This is a genomic window from Noviherbaspirillum aerium, from assembly GCF_008929045.1.
GTDB classification, from domain to species: domain Bacteria; phylum Pseudomonadota; class Gammaproteobacteria; order Burkholderiales; family Burkholderiaceae_D; genus Noviherbaspirillum; species Noviherbaspirillum aerium.
The window spans coordinates 185,342-209,878 of the sequence record NZ_VFAH01000007.1 but is presented as its reverse complement, the minus strand read 5'-3'; the positions used below and the strand labels follow the sequence as shown (position 1 = coordinate 209,878).

The following is a 24,537-nucleotide window of genomic DNA, read 5'->3' as shown; positions in this document are numbered from 1 at the left end:
ATCCCGGGTCATACCGTACAGAACGGGATCGATATCTTGCGCCTGGCAAGGCGGAAAAGGCGCTCTCTCATGGCATGGCTTGGGATTGGCATCAGGTCTTCGCCTGCGGCGCCGGGACTTCCGCTTCCGCGAGGCTGCGTAATTTCCGCGCCTGCCAATTCCGGCATTGGCGGAGCAGCGCCAGGATGGCCCAGCCCCACAGGATCGGGTCGAGCAGGGCATCCCAAAGATTACCGGTGGGCAGGCGCAAGACCGAGAAAGTCACCAATGCGAAAAGCAGCGCGAGCGCCTGCGGCCGCGCACGGCCACGGATCGCGGCCACCGCACAGGCAAAGCCGAAGAACAGGGCAAGCGCGGGCGCGCCGTTCGGACCGAAGCCCCAGAAATAGAAGCCCTGGGAAATCCAGCCGATGGCGTCGATGTAAAGGGCGGCGCCCGCAAGCGCCAGCACCCAGGCCAGGCCGGAGGTCATGGCCGCGCCGGTCCGGCCTTGCCATGCGAAGTGCAGCTTGACCAGGCAAAGCCCCACCAGCGCCGCGCTCGGCCACTGAAAGGCCAGGCCCAGCCAGTAAGCCGGCGAGGCGTCATCCGGCAGCGCCTTCAGCGCGGCGGCGCCGGCCAGGATGATCAATATGCCGATGCGCGAAAGTTTCCATGCGCGCGGCCAGAGGGAGACGGCCAATGCCGCGGTAACGATGGCCCAGGCGCATCTGCCATAGATGATCTGCCACTCAAGCTCGGGTAGGGTCATTGCGGTTCCTCGTCATACGCGATCCGGTAGACATGATGCGCGATCGCCGTGCGCTGCGATGTATAGGTCACATGCAGTTCATCGCCGACCTGCTGCAGGGTGGGATAGGAGAATTCCTCGCCCGCGTCCCCGTGCGCCACGTCGAAGAGGTACTCCCAGGACCGGGCATCCCGCGAATACGACAGACGCAGCATGTTGCGGGAAGACCCGCCCTCCATGACATGGTTGTGCAACAGCACAAAGCCTCCCCCGGCGAGCCGCAGGGCCGCCACGGACGTACTGTGGTTGGGCAGGTCCAGCGCGGGAAGGTCTTCCCAGCTGACTCCGCCGTCGCGGCTGATGGCCTGTTGCAGACGCTGCTCGTCGCTGGCGTCCCGCATCCAGGCATATGCTTCGAAATCCGATATCGGCACGATGGCCGGCTGCAGGGTGGTGGTGCGTTTGCCGATGCGTGCAATCCACTCGGGGCTGCCGTCGTCGTCGAAGGCCATGATCATCGGATACTTGATGCCAAGCTCGAAGTAGGCTGGCAGCCACCAGCCCCCGTCAGCCATGCCGACGGGCGTGGTCCGGACCAGCACGCTGGTGTTGAACAGGGGCGACATCGGGAGCATCCTGTCGACCTTGAAATCTTCTCCATGATTGTCTGACACAAGATGCACGATGCGGGATGCGGCCCAGCCGCCCAGTCCCGTGGCCACGACGAAAAGATGGATCGTGCCGTCGCGGGCCGCCCATGCGACCGGGTTGCCGATGCGGCGGATGCCGAATCCAAGTTCCTCGCCCAATGATTCCCGGCTGGCGACTTCGCGCGGCGCGCCCCAGCTGCCGCCCTGCCAGCGTGATGAATAAATTTTCACATCGGGGCCGCTCTCGCGGCTGCCTGCCCACCAGAAGGCAAGCATTTCATCGCCTACCGCGGGCGCCAGGGAACTGGCATGCGCCGATGGCACACCCTGCGGCATGGGGATGAGCGAATCGGACAGCTTGGCAATCCGGACTTGCCGATGCCCGGCCGCTTCGGTCAGGTGAAGTGCGTTGCTCTCTTCCGAATTGTCGGACCAGCGCCTGATTTCCGCCGCCAGGGCGGCCAGAACGGCAGCACAGCACAACAATGCCATGAGCACGGCGGACCATCGCGGGCCATGTCGCCGGCCGGGGAGGGGAAGCCCGGCATTGCCATTCCTTGTCATTTCGGCGCCTCCTTTCCCGCTCGATGGGTTTTCGTCGTTCCGCATAGCTAGCATGAAACCTGCATTCCTTTCGTTTTCAACAAGACCGGCCTGATTGCAGCCTGGCAGATTGTCCCTGAATTCGCGTGACTTTGCCTTCTCCGCCGGCTCAGCCGAATCGGCTTGGGGCTTTGCTATTTCTTCGCTGTCTTCGCCGCCTGGGACTTTTTGGCTGGAGCCAGCCTGTCCTTCTCGCCCTGGTCCAGGCAGAGCAAGGTATCCGCGTAGGAAATGAAGCGGTTGAGATAGTCCGGGGAAATATCGCGCATCAGGGCCAGCGAGCGCAGCACCAGCATGTGGGAATTGATTGGTCCGGCATTCTTCGGCGCCTGCTCGATCGCCTGGGCCACCTGCTTGTGCACGCTCAGTCTTGCCAGGGTTTTCTGGAAGCTCCGTATGGTCTTCAGTTCGGGACGCATTGCCGCATGTTTTCGCACGCCGCCTTCGGCATCATCGGGGGAATGCTGTTCCAGCCGGCGCACCAGCGTTCCCAGGGAAGCGGTCGGCTGCGGCGTTTTCAGGTCGAGAACAAGCTTGCGCATGCCTTTGAAATCACCGGCGGCATGCAGCCGCTTCAGCTCTCCCGCCGCCTGCGGATATTGCTGCAGGCTTTGTTCCAGCATGTCGACGGCATCGGCCTGCGCAAGGGCGAAGCGTTCCCTGAACGTCGCCAGCGCCTGCGCCAGCCTGGCGTCAAGCAGGCGCCTGACGCTTCCCTCCTGGGCCGATGCGCGCCGGGCAAGCGCTTCGAGATAGTGCAGTCCAATAGGGTCGAAGCGGTCGGCGCCGGCCGCGCGCAGGGAAGCGATCGACGCATTGAAATCCGGGATGGCGTTCAGGGAGGCCGCCGGCGCATCCCCGCTGTGTCGCTGGTCGGGCGCACTCATGGAACGGGATTGCCGGTGCTGGTAGTGCTGGCGGTGCTGGTAGTGCTGGCGGTGCTGGCGGTGCTGGCGGTGCTGGCGGTGCTGGCGGTTTTGGGCACCGGCGCCATTTCCACCCGCCGGTTCTGCGCGCGCGCGGCGGCATCGGTATTGGGCACCACCGGCTGCTCGGCGCCGAAGGCCGCCGCGAACACCATCGAGGACGGCATGCCCTCGTCGATCAGGGTGCGCGTCACCGTCAGCGCGCGCTGGGCCGACAATTCCCAGTTGTCGGCAAAACGACCGCCGCGTATGGATTTGTCATCGGTGAATCCGCTCACCATCAGCATCTCGCTGCGCGCTCCGAGATAAGCCGAGAGCGGCGTCACCAGGCTCTTCAGCAATTGCCGGCCTTCGGGCTGCAGCTGATCGGAATTGACTTCGAACAGCACCTGCCCGCTGATGCCGATGCGGCCGTTGTTGAGGGTGATGCGTCCGCTGGCCAGCGGAATTGCCAGCGCCTTTTCCAGGCTCATGCGGCGCTGCTCCTCGACCTGGCGCTTCTTCACCTCGTCCTGCAGGTGCGATGTCAGTTCCATCTGCACGGCGACCACGCCCACCAGCACCAGCACGAATGCGCCCAGCAGGCTGGCCATCAGGTCGCCGAAGGCGGCCCAGACCGGTGCGCCATGATCGACGCTTGCGTCAGTCTCGTCCATTACCGGACCTCTTCGGCAGCCATGGCCTGTTTAGCCGGCAACTGGCGCAGTTCTTCAAAAATCTCCTTCTGCGACATCATGCTCAGATCAATGATTTCACGCGCCTGTGCGACGTAATAGGCAAGCTGCTCATCGCTTCGCGACATGGACTTGTCCATCGCGCTTTCAATGCGCTGCAGGCTGGCGATCAGCTTTTCATTGGCGTCATTGAAGGTGTTGACGGCAAAGCCCAGGGTTTCGCCGAGGCTCGACACGTCGACGGCGCTGCTGGTGACATGCGCGGAAATGTCGGCGAGCTTGGCCGTTTCGGCGGTGACCTTATCCGAGAACGCGCCGGCGGTTGCATTGAGCGCCGCCGCGGAAGACGCCACCAGGGAATCGATCACGCCGCGCTGTTCAAGGGATGCATGATTGATCGCTTCCAGCAATCCGTTCAGTGTTTCCAGGATGCGGCTGCGCTCCTCGAGCAGCTCGTTGTCGCGAGCGACGCTGCCCGAAATCTGTTGGCGCAGTTGCGCAATCACTTCCGCCGCGGCGCGCGGTGCTTCCGAGGCCGTGTGAATCAGGCGCGTGATCGGGTCTTCGAGTGCGGTGCCCAGCGTGGTCAGATGCGCCGTCACCGCTGTCTGCAGCTGCCCCAGCCTTTCCACCGCCGCATCGCTGCGGGCGGCTTCCTCGTTCCTGAGCGCGCCAAGTTCGTCGCGCAGCAGGCTCGCCAGCTGCTCCATGCGCTCGCGGTGCTGTTCCATCCATTGCGCTTCGGAGGCAATGCGGGAGCGCATCAATTCTTCGGCGCCGGCAAGCAGGCGCGTCGTTTCGGCCAGCGTACCGGCGGCGCCTGCCTGCACCTGTCCGGCCACGTCCCCGGCCATCCGGGCCAAGGTGTCGCAGACAGCCTGCTGCTGGGCCAGGGTTTGCGCGCCCGTTTGCCGCAATTCCCCGGCGAGCGCCGCCGCCGTGGCTTCCAGCGATTGCGTCCATGCCTGCTGCCGCTGCGCGTCGCGCTCCGCCTGGCCGGCCTGCAGGCTGGTATAGGACTGCCCCACCGTGGCGACGAGGGCAGCCGCGCGCTGTTCGAAAGTGTCGTTGAACGCCTGCAGCGAGCGGCCCACATCGGCAACGACGGCTGCGCTCGCCTGCTCTTGGTTCCTGAGCGCCTCGGTCCAGGTGTGGGCGACGGTGGCGGCGGTATCGCTGAAGCGTGCGGAAAGTCCGTCGAGCTGCATCTGCACCGTACCGGCCATGCGTTCATGCATCGCCTTCGCTTCGCGTGCGACGCCGCTCATCGCGATTTCCACCACCGGCTTGATGCTTTCGCCGGCGGCATGCGCACTCTGGCTCAGGCTGTCGCGCAGGGATTTATCCACTGCGCGCGCCAGATCGGTATAGACATCCTTGACGTTGCGGTGGAACTCTTCCTGGTTGCTGAGCAGCCGCTGGTTCAGCTGCTGGCTCATGCTGTCCATCTGCGTCATCATCGCCTGCAGCTTGCCGACCACCTGGGGCAGCGCCTCGGACTGCAGCTGCAGCGCCTTGAAGGTTTCCTGGCGCTGATGCGTCAGGGAAAAACGGCGCAGTACGGTGGCGATCCTGGTGTCCAGCACTTGCGCCGCCTGCATTCTTTCGCGCCGGCTGAGCGCCGACATCAGGCCCAGCATCGCGGAGGCGGCAACGCCGGCCACCGAGGTGCCGAAGGCCAGTCCGAGTCCGGAGACCGGCACCGACAGCGCGGAGCGGATGGCCTCGAGATCGGTCGTTTTCTCGAGCGCGAAGACGGCGCCCTTGAGCGTGACGACCATGCCGAGGAAGGTGCCGAGCATGCCCAGCATCACCAGCAGTCCTACCAGGTAGGGGGCAAGGGCAGGACCGGGCAAGGCGACGCGTTCGCCTTCAATGCGCAGGCGGACCGCATTCTGCAGGGAAGCGGGAACGCTCGCCAGCCAGGCATCAAGGTCGGAAAGCGTGTCGGGAATCGCCGCCAGCGCAGCCGACAATGCGGTTGTCGCCTGGCGGAACCGGTGCAGTTCGAGCGCACCATACGCGTAGACCGCGCCGATGACGGCCGTCATCAGCAGCGCCAGGAAACTGGAGCCGAAGAACCCCGCGCCAACCCACACGACCGCAGCCGCGCCGAGGATGAAGACGACCGTGAATAAATGTTGTTTCAGTCTTTTCATTGCGTATCTTGTTTGAATGCTTCAATGAGTCCCATTGCCGGCTGCAGGCGGAATTCCAGTTCGGCCAGCAGCAGCACCTGCATGTCGTTGCAGAAGCGCGCCAGCCAGCTTCCCGGCTGCATCCAGGCGGCGGGATCGTCCGCCTGCCCTGTTTCAGCAAGCTTCTGCTGGTGTTCCTTGAATAATTGCTCGAAACGCTTCTTGAGCAATACCGGCACTTTCGAGAGCAGTTTCGTCTCGCGATCGCGCAATATCTTTTCCAGCGTCGCATCCAGCTCGGCAAGCTTCCTGAGCGCTGGCGAAGCCTTGGCGACGGCATTGCGGACATTGACCCTCAGGGGCTGGATGTTCGATTCCATGTCGCGCTGATGCGCTTCGTAGAAGCGGCGGTACGGCGGGTAGGCCGTCGCGGGATTGAGCGGCAGTTCGGTTTCCGGTTCGGGCAGGCTGATGAAGGCCTTTCCCTGGCCGGGCGAGCAGCTCCTTGTGATCGAATTGATCAGGAATGTCTGGATGCGCTCGAATTCGGCAGCGGCGGCGTCGCGAACGGTGGAATGCGCGGCATGCGCACCGGAGTGCGCTTTTGGCAAGGCCGCGATGCCCTCGCCGTGCACGGCGGACAGGGTGATCGCGTCGGCAAAGTGAATCCACTGGCCCAGCTTTTCCGCGAACGCCGTCCCGGGATCGACCGCATCGACCAGGGTCAGATCGGCGAGGCAGCGAATGAGCTCGGAACTGTGGAAGTTGGTACGCGTTGGCATTCGCGTCATAGGCAGGTACCGTCAAAATCGAAAAAGCGGGAACTGTGCTTGCCTGACAAGCGTCACGGGCGTTTCGGTATCGCCCGTTCACGCCGCCATCTGCATGAACACTCGTTTCGGTCCTGCTTTAGCGAATCTGAGCCACTTTCGGCGACCATTCCGTGACATACAAGGAGCCGGGATTATATCGCGGCAAGGGAGGGAACTCAAACGAGTAAGAAATACATGTCTCATTGCCAGCGGCTTGCAATCAGGCCTTGTCCTCCATGCTGCGATGACAACAAGCCCTGGCAGACCGCGCCAAACCGGTGGTCAACCGATGATCAAGCGATGAGCGACGCAAGCGCATGCGGTTTGTCGGAACCTGCCTGCGTTGGCAAAAAGCCACGTGCCTTGCCCGATTCCGGGCTGATGGATACGGCCCGAACACAGGTGGGGCTGGAGTTCCCCGCATGATGAGCGCAGGATCAGTTTTTCGACAGCCGCTCGAGGATATAGTGCGTCATGCCCTTGGCAAGCTCCTGCTCGCCTATGAAGACACGGCATGCGCTTTCCCGGCGCAGCAGCCTCGCCTCCTCATCGTTATGGCTGCGCACGATAGTCTCGATCGAGGGATTCAGCGCGAGCGCGATTTCCATCATCGTGCGCACATGGAAGGTATCCGGCGTGGCGATGACCAGCACGCTGGCCCTTGCAATATGGGCTTGTATCAGCACCGCCGGTTCGGCGGCATTGCCTGCGACCGCGGGAATGTCCTTCTCGCGCAGCGATTGCACGATCTCGCGGTTTTCCTCGACCACGACATAGTTCACGTCTCTTGCGGCCAGTGCGGCGCCGATGCGCCGTCCGACACGCCCGTAGCCGACCAGCACCACCTGCCCGCTCAGTTTTTCCTGCGGCACCGCCATCGGCAGTTCCGCCAGCGGGTCCACCCGCCGGTCGAACTTCCTGGCCAGGTCGGAATTCGACCTGAGCCATCGCTGCACCGGCTCGATGGCCTTGAAGGTGAAAGGATTGAGTGCGATGGACAGGATGGCGCCGGCCAGTACCAGGCTCTGCGCTTCCGGCGGCAGGAGTTCCAGCGAAAGACCAAGGGCGACGAGAATGAAGGAAAACTCGCCGATCTGGGCCAGGCTGGCAGACACCGTCAGCGCCGTGTTCAGCGGGTAGCGCAATGCCAGCACCAGCAGGAAGGCGGCAGCCGATTTCCCCAGCACGATGATCAGCACCACCACAAGCACCTGCAGCGGCTGCTGGATGATGACCTGCGGATCGAACAGCATGCCGACCGAGACGAAGAACAGCACGGAAAACGCTTCCTGAAGCGGCAGCGATTCTTCGGCGGCCCGATGGCTGAGCTCGGATTCCCGCAAGACCATGCCGGCGAAGAAGGCGCCCAGCGCGAACGACACGCCGAACAGCTTCGCCGAACCATAGGCGATGCCGACGGCCGCGGCAATGACGCACAAGGTGAACAGCTCGCGCGAATTGGTGCGCGCCACCTGCCAGAGCAGCCAGGGAAACAGCTTTCTTCCGACAGCCAGCATGAACACGATGAAAATGGCGACCTGGCCCAGCGTGAATACCAGCGTGGTCCAGAGAGAATCGGCTGGCTGGGGCGTCTTCCCTCCCAGCCAGCCGGACAGGGCCGGCAACAGCACCAGTACCAGCACCATGACCAGGTCCTCGACGACCAGCCATCCCACCGCGATGCGCCCATTGACGGAGTCGAGGATGCCGCGCTCCTCGAGCGCGCGCAACAGGACCACGGTGCTCGCCACCGACAGGCACAGTCCGAATACCACGCCGGCGCCGATGCTCCAGCCCATGACCATGGCCAGTCCCACGCCGAGCATGGTGGCGACCGCGATCTGAAGGACGGCGCCGGGCAGCGCGATCTTCTTCACCTCCATCAAGTCGTCGAGGGAAAAATGCAGGCCGACGCCGAACATGAGAAGCATGACCCCGATTTCGGCAAGCTGGGTAGCAAGGTCGACATCGGCAATGAAACCGGGCGTATGCGGGCCGATGAGGATGCCCGCGAGAAGATATCCCACCAGGGCGGGCAGTTTCAGCTTCACGGCGATGAAGCCGATGACGAGGGCGAGGCCCAGAGCGGCCGCAATGGTGGCGATCAGGCTGACGTTATGATGCATGAAGAATTTTTCCCAAGACTTGAAGAAGGGCGGGCCGCGCCGCCCCGCATGGCGCCCATGATGCCGTAGAGGCGGTCGGGGCGGTAGGGGCGGTAGGGGCGGTAGGGGCGGCTAATGTTGAATGCGGCGCCTATGGAAAGACTAGCACCGGAATCGAGGATTTCCTCAGCAATTCCTGCGTTGTGCTTTCACCGAAGAGCGTATCGATCACTCCCATTTTTCCTCGGGTGGCGATCGCGATTGCATCGCACTGCAGGCGGTCGGCCGTGTCGAGGATTTCGTCGCATGGCAGGCGCGACAGGGCAACCACCGCTTCGCAAGGCACATTGGCGCTCCTGGCCGATGCCAGTGCCCTGCCTATGTTTTGCTGAGCGGTGTGAAGATTGGCGGTTTCGACTGCTTCGCCGGTGCGTACGGCATCGGCATCCGATGCGTTGAAGAGCCGAGGCTCCGCAATCGACAGGAAAACGAGCTTGGCCTTCAGTTGTACTGCGAGAGTGATGACAGCGGGAAGAGGCTTGAAGGAAAGCGACGAGCCATCGATGGGCATGAGTATGGATTTGAACACGGTCTTGCTCCCGGCGATCCGCGAACACCGGCACGCCCCCGCCGAATCAGGCAGCAGTGGCGGCGGCGTGCGAAGTAATGGAAATCTGCAGCATGCGACGAGGCTCGCGAGGCCCGAGGCCCGAGGCCCTGGTCCTGTGCTGCAGGCATGACAGGAAGAGCGTTCTCAGACTCTGGGAGGCGGCAATGCGCGGGGAAGATCGATGGAAGAGAGTACGAGTGCAATCACCGGCGGGCTGAGCACGGGTTCGCGCGGCTGCTTCAGCGCCATATCCGGAGGAACATAATCGGACATTTCCTCGATGGAGGACGATACCTGCAGATCGTCCAGATCATTCAGAGCAACATCCGGGCCGACGTTGTCTGATGACATTGTCGATAGCGTTTGCTCCATGCCGAGCCAGTCCCCTGCAACGGCACATCCGCCGCCCGATGCCACGACGGCACCCTGGGCGGAGAAAATGAAAAGCAGCAGGATGACCAGAACCTTTTTCATCAGGACGACGACGCCATGCTTTGTATAGATGTCACGACTATAACAGACAGGGGCTGATTCGATCCAGATCGAAGCGGCCGGGGGCGGCGCTTGGCGTCGTCATCGACCGCCGGCGGCGTACGCGGCGGCGATGGCCATTCACTGCGGCAATCATCTTCCTGCATCGGGCGTCGAACGCAACAAGGAACATGCTGATTGTGCAACGCCGGCGGATGCGCCTTCAGCACGGCTCCCCGAAGATTTTCCAGTATTCAAGAAACATGGTGCGCCGCACCGGCGTCATCCGCACCCTGCCCGTACTACGTCCGCAGCATGGCCGACGGCAGACGGAATTGCGCCACCGCATCATTAAGCAGGCGCGCCTGCTCTTCCAGCGCCTCCGCGGCGGCGGCGGCTTCCTCCACCAGTGCCGCATTCTGCTGGGTTACCGTATCCATCTGCGAAACCGCGATGCTGACCTGGTCGATGCCGCTGCTCTGCTCGACCGAGGCGTGGCTGATTTCAGTCATGATGCTCTCCACGCGTCCCACCGCGCCGACGATCTTTTCCATGGTCTTGCCCGCCCGGTCGACCATCACCGCGCCTTCACTGACCTGGCGCGCCGAGTTGTCGATGAGTGCCTTGATTTCCTTCGCCGCCGCGGCCGAACGCTGCGCCAGGTTGCGCACTTCGCTCGCCACCACCGCGAAGCCGCGCCCTTCCTCGCCGGCGCGCGCCGCTTCCACCGCGGCATTGAGCGCGAGAATGTTGGTCTGGAAGGCGATGCCTTCGATGACGCCGATGATGTCGACGATGCGCGCGGAAGAGGCGCTGATGCCGCTCATCGTGACGACCACATGACTGACGACTTCGCCGCCTTCCTGCGCGATCTGCAGCGCATCGCCCGACAGGCCGCTGGCCTGCTTCGCATTGTTGGCGTTGCGCTTGACGGTATCGGCCAGGTTTTCCATGCTGCTTGCCGTCTCCTGCAGCGAGGCCGCCTGCTCCTCGGTGCGCTGCGATAGGTCGGCATTGCCCGAGGCGATTTCCTGGCTGGCGGTGGCGATGAGTTCGGCACCGGCGCGCAGCTTGCCGACCATGGCCGACAGGCTTGACTGCATGCGGACCAGGCCATCCATCAGGCGCCCGATCTCGTTGCGGCCGCAGGACTCGATGCGCGCACTCAGGTCGCCGGCCGCGATCCGGTCGAACTGTTCCATCATTTCGCCCAGCGGCCGCACGATGGATCTGCGGATCAGCCATGCAACCCAGGCGCCCAACAGCACGCCGAACACGATGACCGCGAGCGCGATGCGCGTAAAGAGCCTGAATTCCTGCTGGCCCTGCTCATACTCGCTTCGTGCGCTTTCCAGCTGCTGCCGCGCCAGTTCCGTGCCGCGGGCATTGAGCTCCCGATCCAGCGCCGGCAGCACTTCCATCACGTTGCGCAGGATCGCGTCGCGGTCGAGCGCCTGCAGCGACTTGATCAGCGGTGTGACGCCATTGCTGAAGAAAGCTTCGCGCCTGGCGGCCACATCGGCCGCGAGCGCCTGTTCCCCGGCATTGCGCGGCAGCGCGGAATACGCGGCCCACGCCTCCTGCGATTTCTGCCGGAAGGCCTCGGCTCCCGCGACGCGCTTGGCAGCATCGGGGGACTCGGGCGCGAACGCCGCCTGATCCAGCAACACCCGCACCAGCATCTGGTTGGATCGCGCATCGGCGAGATGGATGCTGGCCGCCAGCTGGTTCTCATACAGATGGCGGGTGGCCTCGTTGCTCTTGTAAAGCGATGCCAGCGCCGCGGCGCCGGAAAGAATCAGCAGCAGGCTGTTGAATGCGATCAGCCAGACAAGGCGCATTCCGACACTGGTATTACGAAACATGCAAGCCCCCTACGGCAAGAACAAGGAATTCGGCGTCGGCGCGAAGCCAGCCGTACATGCCGCGAAGCTTAGCTTACGATACAATTTTTGTATACAATATATGCGCCACGGATAGCCGGTGTTGTGTCGACGCCATGCATCTCGGGCCTTATCAGGAAGCCATGCCGATGACAATGCGTCAGCTGTTCACCAACCGGACCCGACTCCTTGCCTGGCTGGCGGGGTGGCTGCTCTTCCTGGCCGGCGGCGTCGGCCTGATCTGCCGTTTCGAATTCGATCAGCAGCGCCGCCTGTTCGAAACCGACAGCCGGATTGCGCACCGGCTGCTGACGCAGCGCACCGTGCAGCACGACACCATTCTTGCCACGCTCTCAGCAGGCGGGCCCAACGATGCCGGTTGCGCGCCATCGGTCCGGACGCAGGTCATGCGCATCTACCCTCAGCTCGTCGCGGTGCTGTGCAGCCGGATGGAGGGCCTGTGGGACGACAGCCTGCGCAAGGCGGAAGCGGCTTCCCGGCGCAGCGGCCATGCCGAAGTCGCCGGCGCGGAATTTTCCCGTGGCCGCTACTGGCTGGTGCAGGCCGGAGAACACGGCGGCTGGGCCTTGCAGATCGACATGCGGCAGATGATTCCACGCGCCGAATGGCCGGGCGCTCCGCTGCAGGTGCAGCTTCGCCACGAAAGCGATGCGGCCGCTGCGGATGGCCTGATGCTGCTGCAGCCCGGCCCGCTGGCGGATGCGGCGTGGCAGCTGGATTTCAGCAAGCATCTGTCTTCCGACAGCCAGCCGTTCAGTCTGATCATCCGCCGCGGCTTTGCATGGTCGGATCTGCCTTTGGCGGCAATGGCTTCCTGGGCAGTGATATCGGGACTGATCATGACGGCGGCTTACATGCTGCGGCGGCAGCTGGTGGAACGCCGGCGCGCGGAAAGCCTGCTGCGCCTGCGCCGCGTTGAGCGGCTCAACACCCTTGGTGAGCTGTCCGCCGGCGTGGCGCATGAATTGAACCAGCCTCTGACCGCGATACTCGCCAATTGCCAGGCGGCGCGGCGACTGCTCGGGAAGGAACGCTCGGATGCGCAGGCGGCCGCACTCGACCAGGCGCTCGGCCACGCGATTGCCCAGGCCAAGCGGGCCAGCGCCGTCATCAGCCGCCTGCGCAGCCTGGTGGAACAGCGGCAGCAGGAACAGGCCGTGCAAACGGTGGCGCTGGGCGATGCGGTGCGGCGCGCGCTGCATCTGCTGGAACCGGAGCTGCAGCGGCGGCACACGGCCCCGGTGCAGGTGGACGAAGCCAGGCCGGTGAGCGTGCCGGCCGACCCGGTGGCGCTGGACCAGATCCTGCACAACCTGCTGCTCAATGCCCTGCAGGCCATGGACGGCATGCCGGTGGCAGCGCGCCGCCTGCGCATTCATATCGAAAGCGGACCGCGGGACGACGTGCTGCGCATTGCCGACAACGGTCCCGGGATTCCGGCGCAGGCGCTGCCACGCCTGTTCGAACCGTTTTACACCACCAGGGAAAACGGGCTGGGCCTGGGACTGACGCTGTGCGAAACCCTCGCCGGCAACATGAACTGTGCCATCAGCGCCGCCAACGGCGCGACGGGCGGCGCGGAGTTTTCTCTGCGCTTTACAAGAACGGAGCAGGAGATCGCAACATGAATTCGGTATTGCCGGTGATTTATCTGATTGACGATGATGATGCGGTGCGCCAGAGCCTGGCGCTGCTGCTGTCGACCGTAGGCATGCAGGTGCAGGCGCATGCGAGCGCCGAGGCCTTCCTGCTGCGCTTCGATCCGGAACAGCCGGGCGCCATCCTGCTCGACGTGCGCATGCCGGGCGGCAGCGGCATGAGCCTGCTCGACCGACTGATGGCGATGAACGTGACGCAGCCGGTCATCATCCTCACCGGGCACGCGACGGTGGATCTGTGCCGGCGCGCATTCAAGTCCGGCGCGGCGGAATTTCTGGAAAAGCCGGTGGATGATGAATTGCTGATCGATACGCTGCAGAAAGCGCTCAGGACGCACCTGCTGCAGAAAAGCCGCAAGCAAGCCGAGCGTGTCGCACGGCAGCGCTTTGCCCGCCTGTCCGCGCGCGAACGCGAGGTGCTCGAATTGCTGGTTGCCGGCCTGACCAACCGCGAGATCGGCCGCGCCCTGGATCTTTCGCCGCGCACGGTGGAAGTGCATCGCGCGCATCTCGCGGAAAAACTGGAGGCCGAGACGCTGGCGCAGCTGGTGAGGCAGTATGCGCCGCTGGTGGAGCAATGACGTCGCGGCGCCGATGGCTTCATCCGTTTGCCGAGCTTCTTTGGCGTCAGGGTTCCGTTACTGTAGGCACGTTGAACAACCCGATCGATAGATGCAGATTGGTGCAAACTCCGTCAGGCTGCGTCAGATAAGCTGCTGCGCGGCCCGCGCCGGGCAGCGAGACTGCATCATGTCGAGAAAGTTTTTCGCGTGCAATGATTTTGCCGCAGCGGCATCCAGCGCTGCTTCGAGCGAACTGCGGGTACCATCGACGGCCAACACTGCCATGCGCCGAGGCCAGCCCGGGGCGTCCGTACGCGGATTCGCAATCCGCTTCATTCTTTGGCAATGCGTCAAATGCCCGCGTCGAATTGACGCTGCGCCTTCCTATACACTCATGCAAGGATCGCGCTAGGGCATGCTCCCATGCGCTGGAGCAAGACAAACATCGATCGGAATGGCCGCGACATTTCCCGGAGACGACATGCAAAGGACATGGCAATGCGACTGATCAAGATGCTCGCCATCCTGATGCTGGCTGCGGCCGGCAACGCCCCGGCGTTCGCACAGACCGAAGTGAGGCTCTGGACCCTGCTCGGGGGCGGAGACGGCGCGCGCATGCGCAGCATGATCAAGGATTTCAACGCCAGCCAGCGGGAGGTGAAGGTGGTCGAAACCGTCCTCAAGTGGGGCGAACCCTTCTATACCAAGCTCATTACGGCTTCGGTGGTCGGCGCCGGACCCGACCTCGCCACGATTCATCTGTCGCGCATCGGCAATCTGGCCGGCGGGGGCGTGCTGCGTCCCATCAGCGATGAGGAGCTGAAAGGCGCCGGCCTGAAGCAGGAGGATTTTTATCCGCGCCAGTGGAGCGGCGCACAGTACCGGAACCAGACTTATGCGGTGCCGCTCGATCTTCACATGCTGGTGCTGTATTACAACAAGACGCTCGCGCGCCGTGCCCGCCTGCTCGATGAAGAAGGCCGGCTCAGACCGATCGAAGACATCGGCGCACTGACGCAAGCCTTCAGGGCGGTCAGGCAACATACCGGCGAGCATGGCATGACCATGGAGAGCGGCCCCAATTCATTCGCGGTCTGGCGGCTCTGGCTCTCCATGCTGGCGCAGAGGAATGCCACCCTGATCAACGGCAGCGGTTTTGCCTACGGCAAGGCGGGGGAAGAATCGCTGGCCGTCATCAGCGACTGGTTCGCACAAGGGTATGCAAGCCGCGGCCTGGATTATCCGGCATCGACCAGCCAGTTCACGAGCGGCAAGGCGGGATTCATGATCAATGGGGTATGGGAAGTGCCCGAGCTCGTCGCCGCGCGGAAAGCGGGCATTCTGGGCTTCGATTTCGGCATCGTCCCGTTTCCCCGCCTGTACGGCAATCGCAGCGTCTGGGGAGATTCGCATGGCTTTGCGATTCCCGCCAATGCCGGCCGCCCCTTGTCCGGCGAAAAGGTGCGGGCAGTGCTGAGCTTTGTTGCCTATGTCAGCAGGCATTCGCTGGAGTGGGCGCAGGGCGGCCATGTGCCCGCCTACCGGCCGGTGGCCGAATCGGCGGCGGCCCGCGCGCTCATGCCCAATGCGATGTATGCGGGCAGCGTCGAACATGTCATCGACGAAGCGGCGGGCTGGTATGCGGGCGCGGCCGGCCCCCTGCAGTCGATTGCTTCCAAATATCTGCCGGCGGCCCTGTCGGGACAGCTGACCGCGCCGCAGGCGCTGCACAGGTTCGAGACCGAATCCGCCCGCCTGCTCAGGAAACCGCCGCCGCAATACTGATACCCATTCCCGCGCCCACCCCGCCACCGCATGCAACCCTCATCCGACCAAGGCCTTGCGTTGATGTCCGACCCACCTGACAGCGGCACGCCCTCCCGCAGCGGGGCCGGCTACCTGATGCTTGCGCCCTTCCTCTTCGTATTCCTGCTGTTCTTTCTTATCCCGGCGCTGCAGACCTTTTACATCAGCCTCACCGAGAGCAGCCTGACGCGCACCAGCGCCTTTGTCGGCACCGCCAATTATGCGGCGCTCCTGCAAGACCCCGCCTTCCTCGATTCCTTGCGCCATACGCTCTATTTCGCGGCGCTGACGGTCGTGCCGCTTGCAACGCTGGGCTTGCTGATGGCGCTGCTGGTCGAGCGCGCCGGGCGCGCAAGCGGTCTGCTGCAGGCGGCATTTTTCCTGCCGTATGTCCTGCCGATCTCGGTGATGACGCTGATCGCCGGCTGGATCCTGCATCCCACGCTGGGTCTCGTCAACCGCCTTGCCGGCGGCGAGCGCGCCTGGCTGGCGGATCTCGACTGGGCCATGCCCGCCGTGGCCATCGGCACCATCTGGTGGACGGTGGGCTTCAACATGCTGTTGTTCGTGGCGGCCCTGAGGAATATCCCGCGGGAATTGTATGAAGCCGCCGCGCTCGACGGCGCGGGCGGCTTTCATGCGTTTCGCGACATCACCTGGCCGGAGCTGCGGCCGACCTTTGCGATGGCGATGATCCTGCAGCTGATCGCCTCGTTCAAGATTTTCGGGCAAACCTATATCCTCACCGCAGGCGGACCATTCAACACCACTCGCGTAACCCTGCACTACATGTACGAAACTGCGTTCGTCCAGAGCGATGCCGGCTATGCCGCCGCGATTGCGATCGCCTTCGTCGTCATCGTCGCCGTGCTGTCGCTGCTGCAGGCCGGCTTCATCCGCTGGCTGGGAAGGAGAGGGTAATGGTGCGCAAGCCTTCGCTGTTCTGGGGACTGGCCGCGGTCGCGGCTTCCGCGGCGCTCGCCCTGCTGTGGAGCGCGCCGTTGCTGTGGGCGTTGAGCACCGCGCTGCGGCCGGAGCATGAGACGGTCTCGGCAAGCCTGCACTGGTTGCCGCAGACCTGGACCGCCGCCGCCTTCGCCAAGGTGCTTGCAGCCGGCAGCCTGCCGCGCTGGCTGTTCAACAGCGCGCTGGTTGCCGTGCTGGTGACGATACTGACCATGGCCATCAGCATCGCGGCGGCCTACGCGTTTTCGCAGCTGAAGTTTCGCGGGAGGGGAGTGCTGTTCGCCATGACGATGCTGGCCTTCATGCTGCCGTTCGAAGCGCTGATCGTGCCGCTGTTCCGGCTGATGAACCAGCTGCGACTGGTCGATACCTATGCCGGCGTCATTCTTCCGCAGCTGGTGTCGCCGATGGCCATTTATGTGTTCAAGCAGTTCTTCGATGCCGTTCCGTCCGACTTCCGCGATGCGGCCGCCATCGACGGCGCATCGCACTGGCAGGTGCTGCGGCATGTCTATCTTCCGGTGAGCGCCAATATCGTCTGGGCCATGGCCATCATCGCCTTCATCGGCGCCTGGAACAATTTCCTGTGGCCGTTCATCATCATCACCTCTTCCGACATGATGACGATTCCGCTCGGCCTGACGCAAACCCAGGACGCCTTCGGCGTCCGCTATGCGCAAGCCATGGCGGCCGCGCTGCTGGGCGGGCTGCCGGTGGCCGTGGCGTATCTCGTTTTCCAACGGCGCGTGACCGCCGGACTGCTGGCCGCCACCGGGCTCAAGGGCTAGGCTGTGTTTGATAAGCGTTGCGAGCGGTTCGGATTGACGCCAGCGGACGATGGCAACCCAGTCCGAAGTCATCACGCGCCAACGGAGTTCGCGGGATGTTTTCGACTGGGACTGGCGGGGCCGAGGCGGCAGATCGGGAATCCATGGCGGGGCCATGACCAATGGATGGCAAGCGCAACGCGGGCACGCGGAAAAACACGCGGCCTCATCCCATGGAACGGCTTGGAATATCAGACGTCCAGCAGTTTGTTGAGCTCTTTCTGTGACAGGGTTCCGACGCTGTTTCCCTCGCCAATCTGCATTTTGCTCCAATTATCGTGAACAACGCCCGCGGCCCGGATGACCTCCGGATCGTCGATCATGACGAATTCACGCCCATTCTTGGTATTGAGATACATTCCGTGTGAATCTCCGATGAGCCTCAGATCTTTTTCCTTCACTGTCCAGCCGTTGCCCACCTTTTCAGTCAGGTAGTCATCGAGCACTTCTGCGGCCTGGGCGGGCGGCATGTCCTCGTTTCGGTTCCGCCAATACCCTTGCGCGGAATGCTGTGTCGTTCCATGCAGTCTGCCGTTCTTGATTGCAGCGTCGATATCCCATTCACCCATTTGAAAATCATGCGTACCGTTTTCACCCGAGTCCAGCCTGCGGAACAATGTTGCGCCGTCTTCATTGAATTTTCGGAACGCCGCTTTTTCCTGCTCGGTGAAGTTATATGTCTTTCCATCCACGGTATGGGCGCCCGAACCGAGCTTGTCCAGCTTCGCCAGCTGCGAGAGCATTCCTCCGTTGATCATCCCTCCCGGCATATTGGCATGCATCCAGTTGCGAACCGTTATCGCGGCCTGATAGTCGGTAAGCTGGTATTCGCCGTTCTTTTTCTTGTATTCCGGTGTGACGTAATTCGTGGGGTCGAAGTTATACTTTTTTTGTTGGTTGGATACGCCAGTCATTGCAGCCTCGTCAGCAGTAGGGTTAGAGACAACGTCTTCGTTGTCAACATTCACGGCGTCCGAATTTTTCATCCGGACTGCCCGCTATTACCGGTATGTGGCGAAACGGTGTCATGCGGTTCCCCGGCATGACATGCTTGACTGCTGGTGCTGGTGCTGGTGCTGTCCCTGCGCCGGAAACCGGCGGGGAGCTGCGAGTTGCAGGCATGGCGTGCCGGCATGGACGCCATCGCCCGGCTCAACGATTAGCTGGCGTAGAAGCGGGTGCTGACTCGCCCGTCACCAGGGAAGGATTGAATCAGCAGACTGCCAACGCGCCACTGGCGCTGCTTAGAACTCTTCCCACTCCCCGCCCGCATGCGCCGCCGGTTCCTGGCGTTTCCGAGTCAGGGCGACGGCCGTTTGCCGAGTCTGCGGCCTGGCCGCGACACGGCGCGTCGCGGGCTGCGCATGAACAGGGGCTGCGGCGGCCGTCGCTGCCGTGCCTTGCCTTGCATCGACCTTGAACACGCTGACCAGCTGCGACAGGCGCGCCGCCTGATCGCGCATTGCATCCGAGGCGGCGGCGGCTTCTTCCACCAGCGCGGCGTTCTGCTGCGTGACTTCATCCATCTGCGCCACGGCTTGATTGATCTGCTCGATTCCGGTGGTCTGTTCCTGGCTGGCGGAAGTGATCTCGCCCATGATGTCGGTGACGCGCCGGACGCTGTCGACGATCTCCTTCATGGTGGTGCCGGCTTCGTTGACGAGCGTGCTGCCTGCCTCGACCCGCTCCACCGAGTTGTCGATCAGCGACTTGATCTCCTTCGCCGCCGCCGCGCTGCGCTGCGCCAGCGTGCGCACTTCGGCGGCAACCACGGCAAAGCCCCTGCCCTGCTCGCCGGCGCGGGCCGCTTCCACCGCCGCGTTGAGCGCGAGGATGTTGGTCTGGAAGGCGATGCCGTCGATGACGCCGATGATGTCGACGATCTTGCGCGAGGAATCGGTGATGTCGCCCATTGTCGCGACCACTTGTCCGATCACCTCGCCGCCGCGCACGGCGATGTTCGATGCGGTGTCTGCCAGCGTGTTGGCCTGGCGCGCATTGTCGGCATTCTGCTTGACCGTGGAAGTGATTTCTTCCATTGAGGATGCGGTCTCCTCGAGGGTGCTGGCCTGCTGTTCGGTGCGGGAAGACAGGTCCTGGCTGCCGGCGGCGACTTGCGACGAGGCGGTGGCGATGGTTTCCGTGCCGGTGCGCACATCGCTGACGATGGATGCAAGACTGTCGCGCATCTGGCGCAGGCCGAACATCATGCTGCTGCGGTCGTCCGGGCGGATAGGGATGGCGACGGTGAGATCGCCGGCGGCGATGCGTGCCGCCACCTCGGTCGCCTCGGCGGGTTCGCCGCCCAGCTGGCGGGTCAATCCGCGGGTGATGAGGATGCCGAGAGCAAGACCGGCCAGGGCGCTGCACAAGATCAGGGCGATCATGAAGTTGCGGCTATTGGCGTACACTGCCGCGGCTTCGTCCGCCGACGCCTTGGCGCGGGCCTCCTTCTGCTCGGCGAGATCGGTCAGCAACTGGTCGAGCGTATTGGCATGCTTGCGGGTTTCCGTGAGCACCGCCGCCAGCTCCGGGCTGCGCTGCGCCAGCGCTTCCTGCTGCGCCAGGGACAGCGACTTGGCTGTTGTCTCGGCATACAGGGCGGCTACGCGGTCGTATTCGGTGAACATTTCGCGAGCCTTGTCCGTGACGAACAGGGACCGCGCCTTGTTGATGTGCTCGCGCAATTCATTGCTGTACTTGCGGATGTTCTCGATGTTGGCGCGGCGCTCTTCTTCCGTGGTGGATAGCAGCACGTTGCCGCGCGCGCGCCCGATGTAAATGAGATTGATGTTGGCTTCCTTGATATGGGAAAGGCCTTCCAGCTCGTTCTCGTACATGCGCTCGGCAAGGGTATTGATACGGCTCATGTTGAAGATGCCGATGGCGGCCACGATCGCACCCAGCACGGCGATGGACAGGAAACCTGCCAGCAGGCGGGTGCCGAGTTTCAGATTCTTGAACATGTATTTTTCCTTTCATGCGGATGCGTTGATCCGCTGGCGGCACAAACACATGACAGGCGCGCCGTCCGCGACATAAGGGCGCACGAACGCACCGGCCAAGTGCCTGGCCGTTGATTTCAATGGTTTTATTAATGCTGCAGGAACTGATTACCGCGGGGTTTGGGCGGAGGAGTCATACCAGTCTCAAGCCATAACGTGGCATGGGATCCAAGGAATTTTTTCGACCGGCGAGGCGTGGTGGCGGATCAGAAATCCATAGCGGGGGCCATGGATCAAGAGCGCAACGCGGGCGGTCGGAAAAAGACGCAATCTCATGGCATGGAATGGCCTGAAATTCATTCAGGGTACGGCAAAAGACATGGGCTTATTCTCAGAATAATGTTGCCCATTGTCAACTAAATGGCGGCTTTATTTGTCAGGTGCAGTACATATCGGCATGAAAGCAACAGGTGGTTACACACAAAGTTAATACTTAGGCACCAGGTTCATGACGGTTGAAAGAGGGCAAGGCATTGAATTGGACTGGCTTGGCAGATTCTCGCCGGAAGCTCTTACGGCTACGTAAGCTTACTTATTCCCGCACGTGACTTTGCGGATTTTTCGCACGCCGACCATTGCTAATCTGCCTCCATGGTCATCAAGGCCAACAACCAACCATTCCAAGGAGCTCAAATGCATTTCGCCTTCAAGACACTGTCCGCCACACTGATCGCACTCGCCATGTCGGCCTCGCATGCGCAAGTGCGCACCGAGCGCAACATCGGCCTGGAACTCGCCAGCCAGATTGCCGCCGCCGGCGTCGCGGCATGTGCCGAGAAAGGCTATGCCGTGGCGGTCACCGTCGTTGATCGCGCCGGCACGGTGAAGGCGGTGCAGCGCGCGGACGCCGCCGGTCCGCATACGCTCGGTTCGAGCCAGCAGAAGGCCTACACCTCGGCTTCGGCAAAGGCCTCGACATTGATGATGATGGAGAATGCGCAGAAGAATGCCGGCGCCGCGAACCTGGTGTACCTGCCGGGCTTCCTGCTGCTCGGCGGCGGCTTGCCGATCAAGGCGGGCAACGATGTGATCGGCGGCATCGGCATCGGCGGCGCGCCGGGCGGCCACCTCGACGATCAGTGCGCGCAGGCGGCACTGGAGAAGGTCAAGGAACAGCTGAAGTAAGCATCGCAAGCCTCGTAAGGCTCGCAAGCATCACGGCAGTGCAGGCCCGCGGCCCGCACTGCCGTTTTCCTTCGTCAGAAGCGGTGGCGCACGCCGACACCGAAACTGCCTTCCCTGCTGGCGCCGGTGATCTTGTCCGACATGTAGATCGCATAGACATCGGTGCGCTTCGACAGCAGATAGTCATAACCCACCGACATGGTATCGCGCTCGAGATCGGATGCGAGCAGGCTGCCGTCCCGCTTGGTCCTGGCATAGCTGGCCAGCACCGAGCCCGGCCCCGCCGGCACGCTGGCGCCGAGGCTGAAGGTCTTGTCCTTCATGCCGGCTGCGGTCGCGGTGTCGTCATCGTTGATCTGGTAAGTGGCGAACAGCTTGGCGACCTGGAAGTTGTAGCTGCCGCCGAGGAAGTACGCCCTCTGCTTGTTGATGGCGCGGTAGTTGACCGGCGCCGCGGTGGCGTCGATCAGCGCGGCGCCGCCGTTGGGATTGCTGGCCTGTGCATTGTGATAGAAGGCCGCCAGGCCGAGCGGGCCCTTGAAGTACAGCAGGTTGATGCCGACGTTGTTGATGCCGTTGCTGCCGGCGGCCTCGCCGAACTGGTAATGCAGGTTGGCCCGCAAGCCGTTGAAGTCGGGTGTGGAATAGATGATCTGGTTGCTCCAGCCGCTGTCGGACGCATTCGATGCGATCCAGCTGCGCGCGCCGAAGGCGCCCGACGGCACATAGGCATGAACGACCAGCGGCGCGAAGTTGAAGGAATCGCCGAAGGGATTAAACAGCACGGTGGGCAGGAAGCTCGGCGCCAGTCCGCGGCCGAACTGGATCTTGCCGAAACCGCCGGCGATGCCGACATTGGCATCGCGCGAAAACAGATTGTCGCCGCCAAAGCGGCCCGAGGTGCCGGTGTCGCCCTGGAAGAAGCCGTTGAGCGCGAACTCGGCGCGCAGGCCGCTGCCCAGGTCTTCGCTGCCCTTGAAGCCGAAATACGATGTGGTCATGCCGCCGCTGTTGACGACCGAACGGCGGGCGGCGTCGCCGCTGTTTTTCAGCGAACCGGCGAACAGGTCGACCGTGCCCTGCACGGTGACATTGGTTTGCGCGTATGCCGACGCGGCCTGCAGGCAGGCGGCGGCGACCAGCAGGGATGTGGTCTTGTATTGCATGGGGTCTCCTCCGGAATATGTGATGGCGATGATGTACCTGCATCGCTTTGGTGCTGCGTTTGCCGTTGCGTTTGCCGTTGCGTTTGCGTTTGCTGCGGCCGCATCGGGCGCGAGCATGTCCCGTCTTCCCTGTCTTGCGCCGGAAGACGGATGGCTCGTTCTGCTTATTGGTTAGTGCGTGATAGATCCGGCCTGAAAACAGGTTGGGCCGGGTCTCCTCACCCCGGCCCTCTCCCGAAGTAGGGGGCGAGATGATCTGCTGCAGGCATGTGCAGGGCTGCGTTCCCGCGCATGCCCCTTCAGGCAAGCTCAGGCAAGCTCAGGCCTGCACGCTGTCGGCAAGACGGAATCCGCCGATGCGGATGATCTGCTCGATGCATTCCTTCGCTTCCGCATCGCGCTGGTTTTCCAGGCGGCGCGCAAAGTTGTCGAGAATGCTGTGGCGGTCATGGCCCTTGACGGCGATGACGAAGGGGAAGCCGAACTTCTCGTTGTAGCGCTGGTTCAGGTCCTGCATGCGCGCGAATTCCTCCGGGCTGCACTGGTCCAGTCCCGCCCCCTTCTGCTCGCGCGTCGATTCCTCGGTCAGCTCGCCGCGCACCGCCGCCTTGCCGGCCAGCTCCGGGTGGGCGCGGATGAGCGCGATGCGTTCCTCTTCGGTGGCGCCGCGCACCGCATCGGCCATTGCCTCATGCAGCTGCTGCACGCTGGCGAAAGGACGCCTTGCCGCGGCGCGTTCCGCGACCCAGGGCGAATGTTCGAAGATGGCGCCGAGCGTGGCGGTGAAATCGGCAACGCTCATCGCGTTGAGCGTATCGAGGGAAGTGGTCTTGGTCGTCATTTCGCTTGGTAGGGGTAGGTGTTGATCCAGTGGTTGGCGATGTCGATGCGGCGGCAGATCCAGACCTTGTCATGCGACTGCACATGGTCGAGGAAGCGCTGCAATGCGCGGAAGCGGCCCGGCCGCCCGAGCAGGCGGCAATGCATGCCGATCGACAGCATCTTCGGCCGGTCCTGGCCCTGCGGGTCACCTTCGGCATAGAGCACGTCGAAGCTGTCCTTCAGATACTGGTAGAACTGCTCGCCGGTGTTGAAGCCCTGCGCGGTGGCGAAGCGCATGTCGTTGCTGTCGAGCGTGTACGGCACCACCAGGTGCGGCTTGACCTGGCCGGAAGAAGTCTTCACCTCGGTCCAGAACGGCAGGTCGTCGCCGTAGTAATCGGAGTCGTAAGTGAAGCCGCCCTGCTCGACCACCAGCCGGCGGGTATTGGGTGAATCGCGGCCGGTGTACCAGCCGAGCGGCGCGTTGCCCGTCAGTTCGCGCTGGATGTCGATCGCGGTGCGCATGTGCTCGCGCTCGGTCGCTTCATCCATGTTCTGGTAATGAATCCAGCGCCAGCCGTGGCAGGCGATTTCATGGCCGAGGTCGACGAAGGCCTGTGTGACGTCGCGATGGCGCTGCAGTGCCATCGCGACGCCGAACACGGTGAGCGGCAGCTTGCGCTGCTCGAACTCGCGCAGGATGCGCCATACGCCGGCGCGCGAACCATATTCATAAATGGATTCCATCGACATGTGCCGCGCCTCATAGGCGGCCGCGCCGATGATCTCCGACAGGAACTGCTCGGAAGCCTTGTCGCCGTGCAGAACGCTGTTTTCGCCGCCCTCTTCGTAATTGAGTACGAATTGCACGGCGACGCGGGCCTGGCCGGGCCAGCGTGCGTGAGGCAGGTTGCGGCCGTAGCCGATCAGGTCGCGTGGATAACTGTTTGAGTTCTGCATGGCGATAAGTTGAGGT

At 63.2% G+C, this 24,537-nt stretch carries 23 protein-coding genes; 7 read left to right on the top strand and 16 right to left on the bottom strand.

The features are described 5' to 3' along the window. Positions 1-91: 91 nt before the first annotated feature. The 10 genes from FH061_RS12885 to FH061_RS12840 form a co-directional block, all read right to left on the bottom strand. On the bottom strand, positions 92-751 hold the full coding sequence (locus tag FH061_RS12885) for a hypothetical protein (RefSeq protein WP_151636229.1): 660 nt from the start codon (positions 749-751) through the stop codon (positions 92-94). Further along, positions 748-1,944: a sialidase family protein gene (locus FH061_RS12880; RefSeq protein WP_225984638.1), complete on the bottom strand. Its 1,197-nt coding sequence runs from the start codon at positions 1,942-1,944 to the stop codon at positions 748-750. Before FH061_RS12880 ends, FH061_RS12885 begins: the two co-directional genes overlap by 4 nt. 173 nt (positions 1,945-2,117) lie before the next feature. Beyond that, positions 2,118-2,870, bottom strand: coding sequence for a DUF2894 domain-containing protein (locus tag FH061_RS12875; RefSeq protein WP_151636228.1), 753 nt, complete (start codon positions 2,868-2,870; stop codon positions 2,118-2,120). Further along, positions 2,867-3,565, bottom strand: coding sequence for an OmpA family protein (locus FH061_RS12870; RefSeq protein WP_151636227.1), 699 nt, complete (start codon positions 3,563-3,565; stop codon positions 2,867-2,869). Before FH061_RS12870 ends, FH061_RS12875 begins: the two co-directional genes overlap by 4 nt. Further along, positions 3,565-5,742 (bottom strand): DUF802 domain-containing protein, encoded by a 2,178-nt coding sequence (locus FH061_RS12865; RefSeq protein ID WP_151636226.1) that lies wholly within the window; start codon positions 5,740-5,742, stop codon positions 3,565-3,567. The genes FH061_RS12870 and FH061_RS12865 overlap by 1 nt, the downstream gene beginning before the upstream one ends. Further along, positions 5,739-6,503, bottom strand: coding sequence for a DUF3348 domain-containing protein (locus FH061_RS12860; RefSeq protein ID WP_192805047.1), 765 nt, complete (start codon positions 6,501-6,503; stop codon positions 5,739-5,741). Before FH061_RS12860 ends, FH061_RS12865 begins: the two co-directional genes overlap by 4 nt. A 467-nt stretch (positions 6,504-6,970) precedes the next feature. Further along, positions 6,971-8,659 carry a YbaL family putative K(+) efflux transporter gene (gene ybaL, locus FH061_RS12855; protein WP_151636224.1) on the bottom strand — a complete coding sequence of 563 codons (1,689 nt, stop codon included), beginning with the start codon at positions 8,657-8,659 and terminating at the stop codon, positions 6,971-6,973. A gap of 130 nt (positions 8,660-8,789) precedes the next feature. Next, positions 8,790-9,227 carry a universal stress protein gene (locus FH061_RS12850; RefSeq protein ID WP_151636223.1) on the bottom strand — a complete coding sequence of 146 codons (438 nt, stop codon included), beginning with the start codon at positions 9,225-9,227 and terminating at the stop codon, positions 8,790-8,792. Between the two features lie 165 nt (positions 9,228-9,392). Next, complete coding sequence (locus FH061_RS12845; RefSeq protein WP_151636222.1) at positions 9,393-9,722, bottom strand: hypothetical protein; 330 nt, start codon at positions 9,720-9,722, stop codon at positions 9,393-9,395. A 299-nt stretch (positions 9,723-10,021) separates the two neighbouring features. Then, on the bottom strand, positions 10,022-11,584 hold the full coding sequence (locus FH061_RS12840; protein WP_151636221.1) for a methyl-accepting chemotaxis protein: 1,563 nt from the start codon (positions 11,582-11,584) through the stop codon (positions 10,022-10,024). 167 nt (positions 11,585-11,751) lie between these two features. Here FH061_RS12840 and FH061_RS12835 point away from each other — a divergent pair, with 167 nt between their 5' ends. Next, a complete protein-coding gene (locus tag FH061_RS12835) occupies positions 11,752-13,251 on the top strand; it encodes a sensor histidine kinase (RefSeq protein WP_192805046.1) in 1,500 nt (499 codons plus the stop codon). After that, entirely contained in the window at positions 13,248-13,862 is a 615-nt protein-coding gene (locus FH061_RS12830; RefSeq protein ID WP_151636219.1) for a response regulator transcription factor, read from the top strand. Before FH061_RS12835 ends, FH061_RS12830 begins: the two co-directional genes overlap by 4 nt. 123 nt (positions 13,863-13,985) lie before the next feature. Here FH061_RS12830 and FH061_RS30450 read toward each other — a convergent pair whose 3' ends face one another. Next, positions 13,986-14,129, bottom strand: coding sequence for a hypothetical protein (locus FH061_RS30450; RefSeq protein WP_192805045.1), 144 nt, complete (start codon positions 14,127-14,129; stop codon positions 13,986-13,988). 213 nt (positions 14,130-14,342) lie between these two features. Between FH061_RS30450 and FH061_RS12825 the strand changes: the two genes are divergently transcribed. From FH061_RS12825 to FH061_RS12815, 3 genes are all read left to right on the top strand, one after another. Next, positions 14,343-15,629 (top strand): extracellular solute-binding protein, encoded by a 1,287-nt coding sequence (locus FH061_RS12825; RefSeq protein ID WP_225984637.1) that lies wholly within the window; start codon positions 14,343-14,345, stop codon positions 15,627-15,629. A 63-nt stretch (positions 15,630-15,692) separates the two neighbouring features. Continuing rightward, positions 15,693-16,571 carry a carbohydrate ABC transporter permease gene (locus FH061_RS12820; protein WP_151636218.1) on the top strand — a complete coding sequence of 293 codons (879 nt, stop codon included), beginning with the start codon at positions 15,693-15,695 and terminating at the stop codon, positions 16,569-16,571. After that, a complete protein-coding gene (locus FH061_RS12815; protein ID WP_151636217.1) occupies positions 16,571-17,404 on the top strand; it encodes a carbohydrate ABC transporter permease in 834 nt (277 codons plus the stop codon). Before FH061_RS12820 ends, FH061_RS12815 begins: the two co-directional genes overlap by 1 nt. 230 nt (positions 17,405-17,634) lie before the next feature. Here the strand turns inward: FH061_RS12815 and FH061_RS12810 are convergent, their stop codons facing one another. Both FH061_RS12810 and FH061_RS31615 read right to left on the bottom strand, forming a co-directional pair. Continuing rightward, positions 17,635-18,429, bottom strand: a complete 795-nt coding sequence (locus FH061_RS12810; RefSeq protein ID WP_151636216.1) for a hypothetical protein — start codon at positions 18,427-18,429, stop codon at positions 17,635-17,637. Positions 18,430-18,687: 258 nt separating this feature from the next. Beyond that, the gene (locus tag FH061_RS31615) at positions 18,688-20,409 is read right to left on the bottom strand and encodes a methyl-accepting chemotaxis protein (protein WP_151636215.1); all 1,722 of its coding nucleotides are present in this window, start codon (positions 20,407-20,409) and stop codon (positions 18,688-18,690) included. A gap of 672 nt (positions 20,410-21,081) precedes the next feature. On the opposite strand from FH061_RS31615, the gene FH061_RS12800 reads away from it, so the two are divergent. Then, positions 21,082-21,573: a GlcG/HbpS family heme-binding protein gene (locus FH061_RS12800; RefSeq protein WP_151636214.1), complete on the top strand. Its 492-nt coding sequence runs from the start codon at positions 21,082-21,084 to the stop codon at positions 21,571-21,573. Between the two features lie 74 nt (positions 21,574-21,647). On the opposite strand, the gene FH061_RS12795 is transcribed toward FH061_RS12800, so the two are convergent. Next, complete coding sequence (locus tag FH061_RS12795) at positions 21,648-22,739, bottom strand: porin (protein ID WP_151636213.1); 1,092 nt, start codon at positions 22,737-22,739, stop codon at positions 21,648-21,650. A 22-nt stretch (positions 22,740-22,761) separates the two neighbouring features. On the opposite strand from FH061_RS12795, the gene FH061_RS30445 reads away from it, so the two are divergent. Further along, positions 22,762-22,914, top strand: coding sequence for a hypothetical protein (locus tag FH061_RS30445; protein WP_192805044.1), 153 nt, complete (start codon positions 22,762-22,764; stop codon positions 22,912-22,914). Between the two features lie 144 nt (positions 22,915-23,058). Here the strand turns inward: FH061_RS30445 and uraD are convergent, their stop codons facing one another. Both uraD and puuE read right to left on the bottom strand, forming a co-directional pair. Further along, positions 23,059-23,580, bottom strand: coding sequence for a 2-oxo-4-hydroxy-4-carboxy-5-ureidoimidazoline decarboxylase (uraD, locus tag FH061_RS12790; protein ID WP_151636212.1), 522 nt, complete (start codon positions 23,578-23,580; stop codon positions 23,059-23,061). Continuing rightward, positions 23,577-24,521, bottom strand: a complete 945-nt coding sequence (gene puuE, locus FH061_RS12785) for an allantoinase PuuE (RefSeq protein ID WP_151636211.1) — start codon at positions 24,519-24,521, stop codon at positions 23,577-23,579. Before puuE ends, uraD begins: the two co-directional genes overlap by 4 nt. Positions 24,522-24,537: the final 16 nt, after the last annotated feature.

What these genes read in the sequence shown, in the direction of transcription:
- FH061_RS12885 (WP_151636229.1), bottom strand. Translation starts at nt 751, where the DNA reads ATGACCCTACCCGAGCTTGAGTGGCAGATCATCTATGGCAGATGCGCC.
- FH061_RS12880 (WP_225984638.1), bottom strand. Translation starts at nt 1,944, where the DNA reads ATGACAAGGAATGGCAATGCCGGGCTTCCCCTCCCCGGCCGGCGACAT.
- FH061_RS12875 (WP_151636228.1), bottom strand. Translation starts at nt 2,870, where the DNA reads ATGAGTGCGCCCGACCAGCGACACAGCGGGGATGCGCCGGCGGCCTCC.
- FH061_RS12870 (WP_151636227.1), bottom strand. Translation starts at nt 3,565, where the DNA reads ATGGACGAGACTGACGCAAGCGTCGATCATGGCGCACCGGTCTGGGCC.
- FH061_RS12865 (WP_151636226.1), bottom strand. Translation starts at nt 5,742, where the DNA reads ATGAAAAGACTGAAACAACATTTATTCACGGTCGTCTTCATCCTCGGC.
- FH061_RS12860 (WP_192805047.1), bottom strand. Translation starts at nt 6,503, where the DNA reads ATGCCAACGCGTACCAACTTCCACAGTTCCGAGCTCATTCGCTGCCTC.
- ybaL (WP_151636224.1), bottom strand. Translation starts at nt 8,659, where the DNA reads ATGCATCATAACGTCAGCCTGATCGCCACCATTGCGGCCGCTCTGGGC.
- FH061_RS12845 (WP_151636222.1), bottom strand. Translation starts at nt 9,722, where the DNA reads ATGAAAAAGGTTCTGGTCATCCTGCTGCTTTTCATTTTCTCCGCCCAG.
- FH061_RS12840 (WP_151636221.1), bottom strand. Translation starts at nt 11,584, where the DNA reads ATGTTTCGTAATACCAGTGTCGGAATGCGCCTTGTCTGGCTGATCGCA.
- FH061_RS12835 (WP_192805046.1), top strand. Translation starts at nt 11,752, where the DNA reads ATGACAATGCGTCAGCTGTTCACCAACCGGACCCGACTCCTTGCCTGG.
- FH061_RS12830 (WP_151636219.1), top strand. Translation starts at nt 13,248, where the DNA reads ATGAATTCGGTATTGCCGGTGATTTATCTGATTGACGATGATGATGCG.
- FH061_RS30450 (WP_192805045.1), bottom strand. Translation starts at nt 14,129, where the DNA reads ATGGCAGTGTTGGCCGTCGATGGTACCCGCAGTTCGCTCGAAGCAGCG.
- FH061_RS12825 (WP_225984637.1), top strand. Translation starts at nt 14,343, where the DNA reads ATGCGACTGATCAAGATGCTCGCCATCCTGATGCTGGCTGCGGCCGGC.
- FH061_RS12820 (WP_151636218.1), top strand. Translation starts at nt 15,693, where the DNA reads ATGTCCGACCCACCTGACAGCGGCACGCCCTCCCGCAGCGGGGCCGGC.
- FH061_RS12815 (WP_151636217.1), top strand. Translation starts at nt 16,571, where the DNA reads ATGGTGCGCAAGCCTTCGCTGTTCTGGGGACTGGCCGCGGTCGCGGCT.
- FH061_RS12810 (WP_151636216.1), bottom strand. Translation starts at nt 18,429, where the DNA reads ATGAAAAATTCGGACGCCGTGAATGTTGACAACGAAGACGTTGTCTCT.
- FH061_RS31615 (WP_151636215.1), bottom strand. Translation starts at nt 20,409, where the DNA reads ATGTTCAAGAATCTGAAACTCGGCACCCGCCTGCTGGCAGGTTTCCTG.
- FH061_RS12800 (WP_151636214.1), top strand. Translation starts at nt 21,082, where the DNA reads ATGCATTTCGCCTTCAAGACACTGTCCGCCACACTGATCGCACTCGCC.
- FH061_RS12795 (WP_151636213.1), bottom strand. Translation starts at nt 22,739, where the DNA reads ATGCAATACAAGACCACATCCCTGCTGGTCGCCGCCGCCTGCCTGCAG.
- FH061_RS30445 (WP_192805044.1), top strand. Translation starts at nt 22,762, where the DNA reads ATGGCGATGATGTACCTGCATCGCTTTGGTGCTGCGTTTGCCGTTGCG.
- uraD (WP_151636212.1), bottom strand. Translation starts at nt 23,580, where the DNA reads ATGACGACCAAGACCACTTCCCTCGATACGCTCAACGCGATGAGCGTT.
- puuE (WP_151636211.1), bottom strand. Translation starts at nt 24,521, where the DNA reads ATGCAGAACTCAAACAGTTATCCACGCGACCTGATCGGCTACGGCCGC.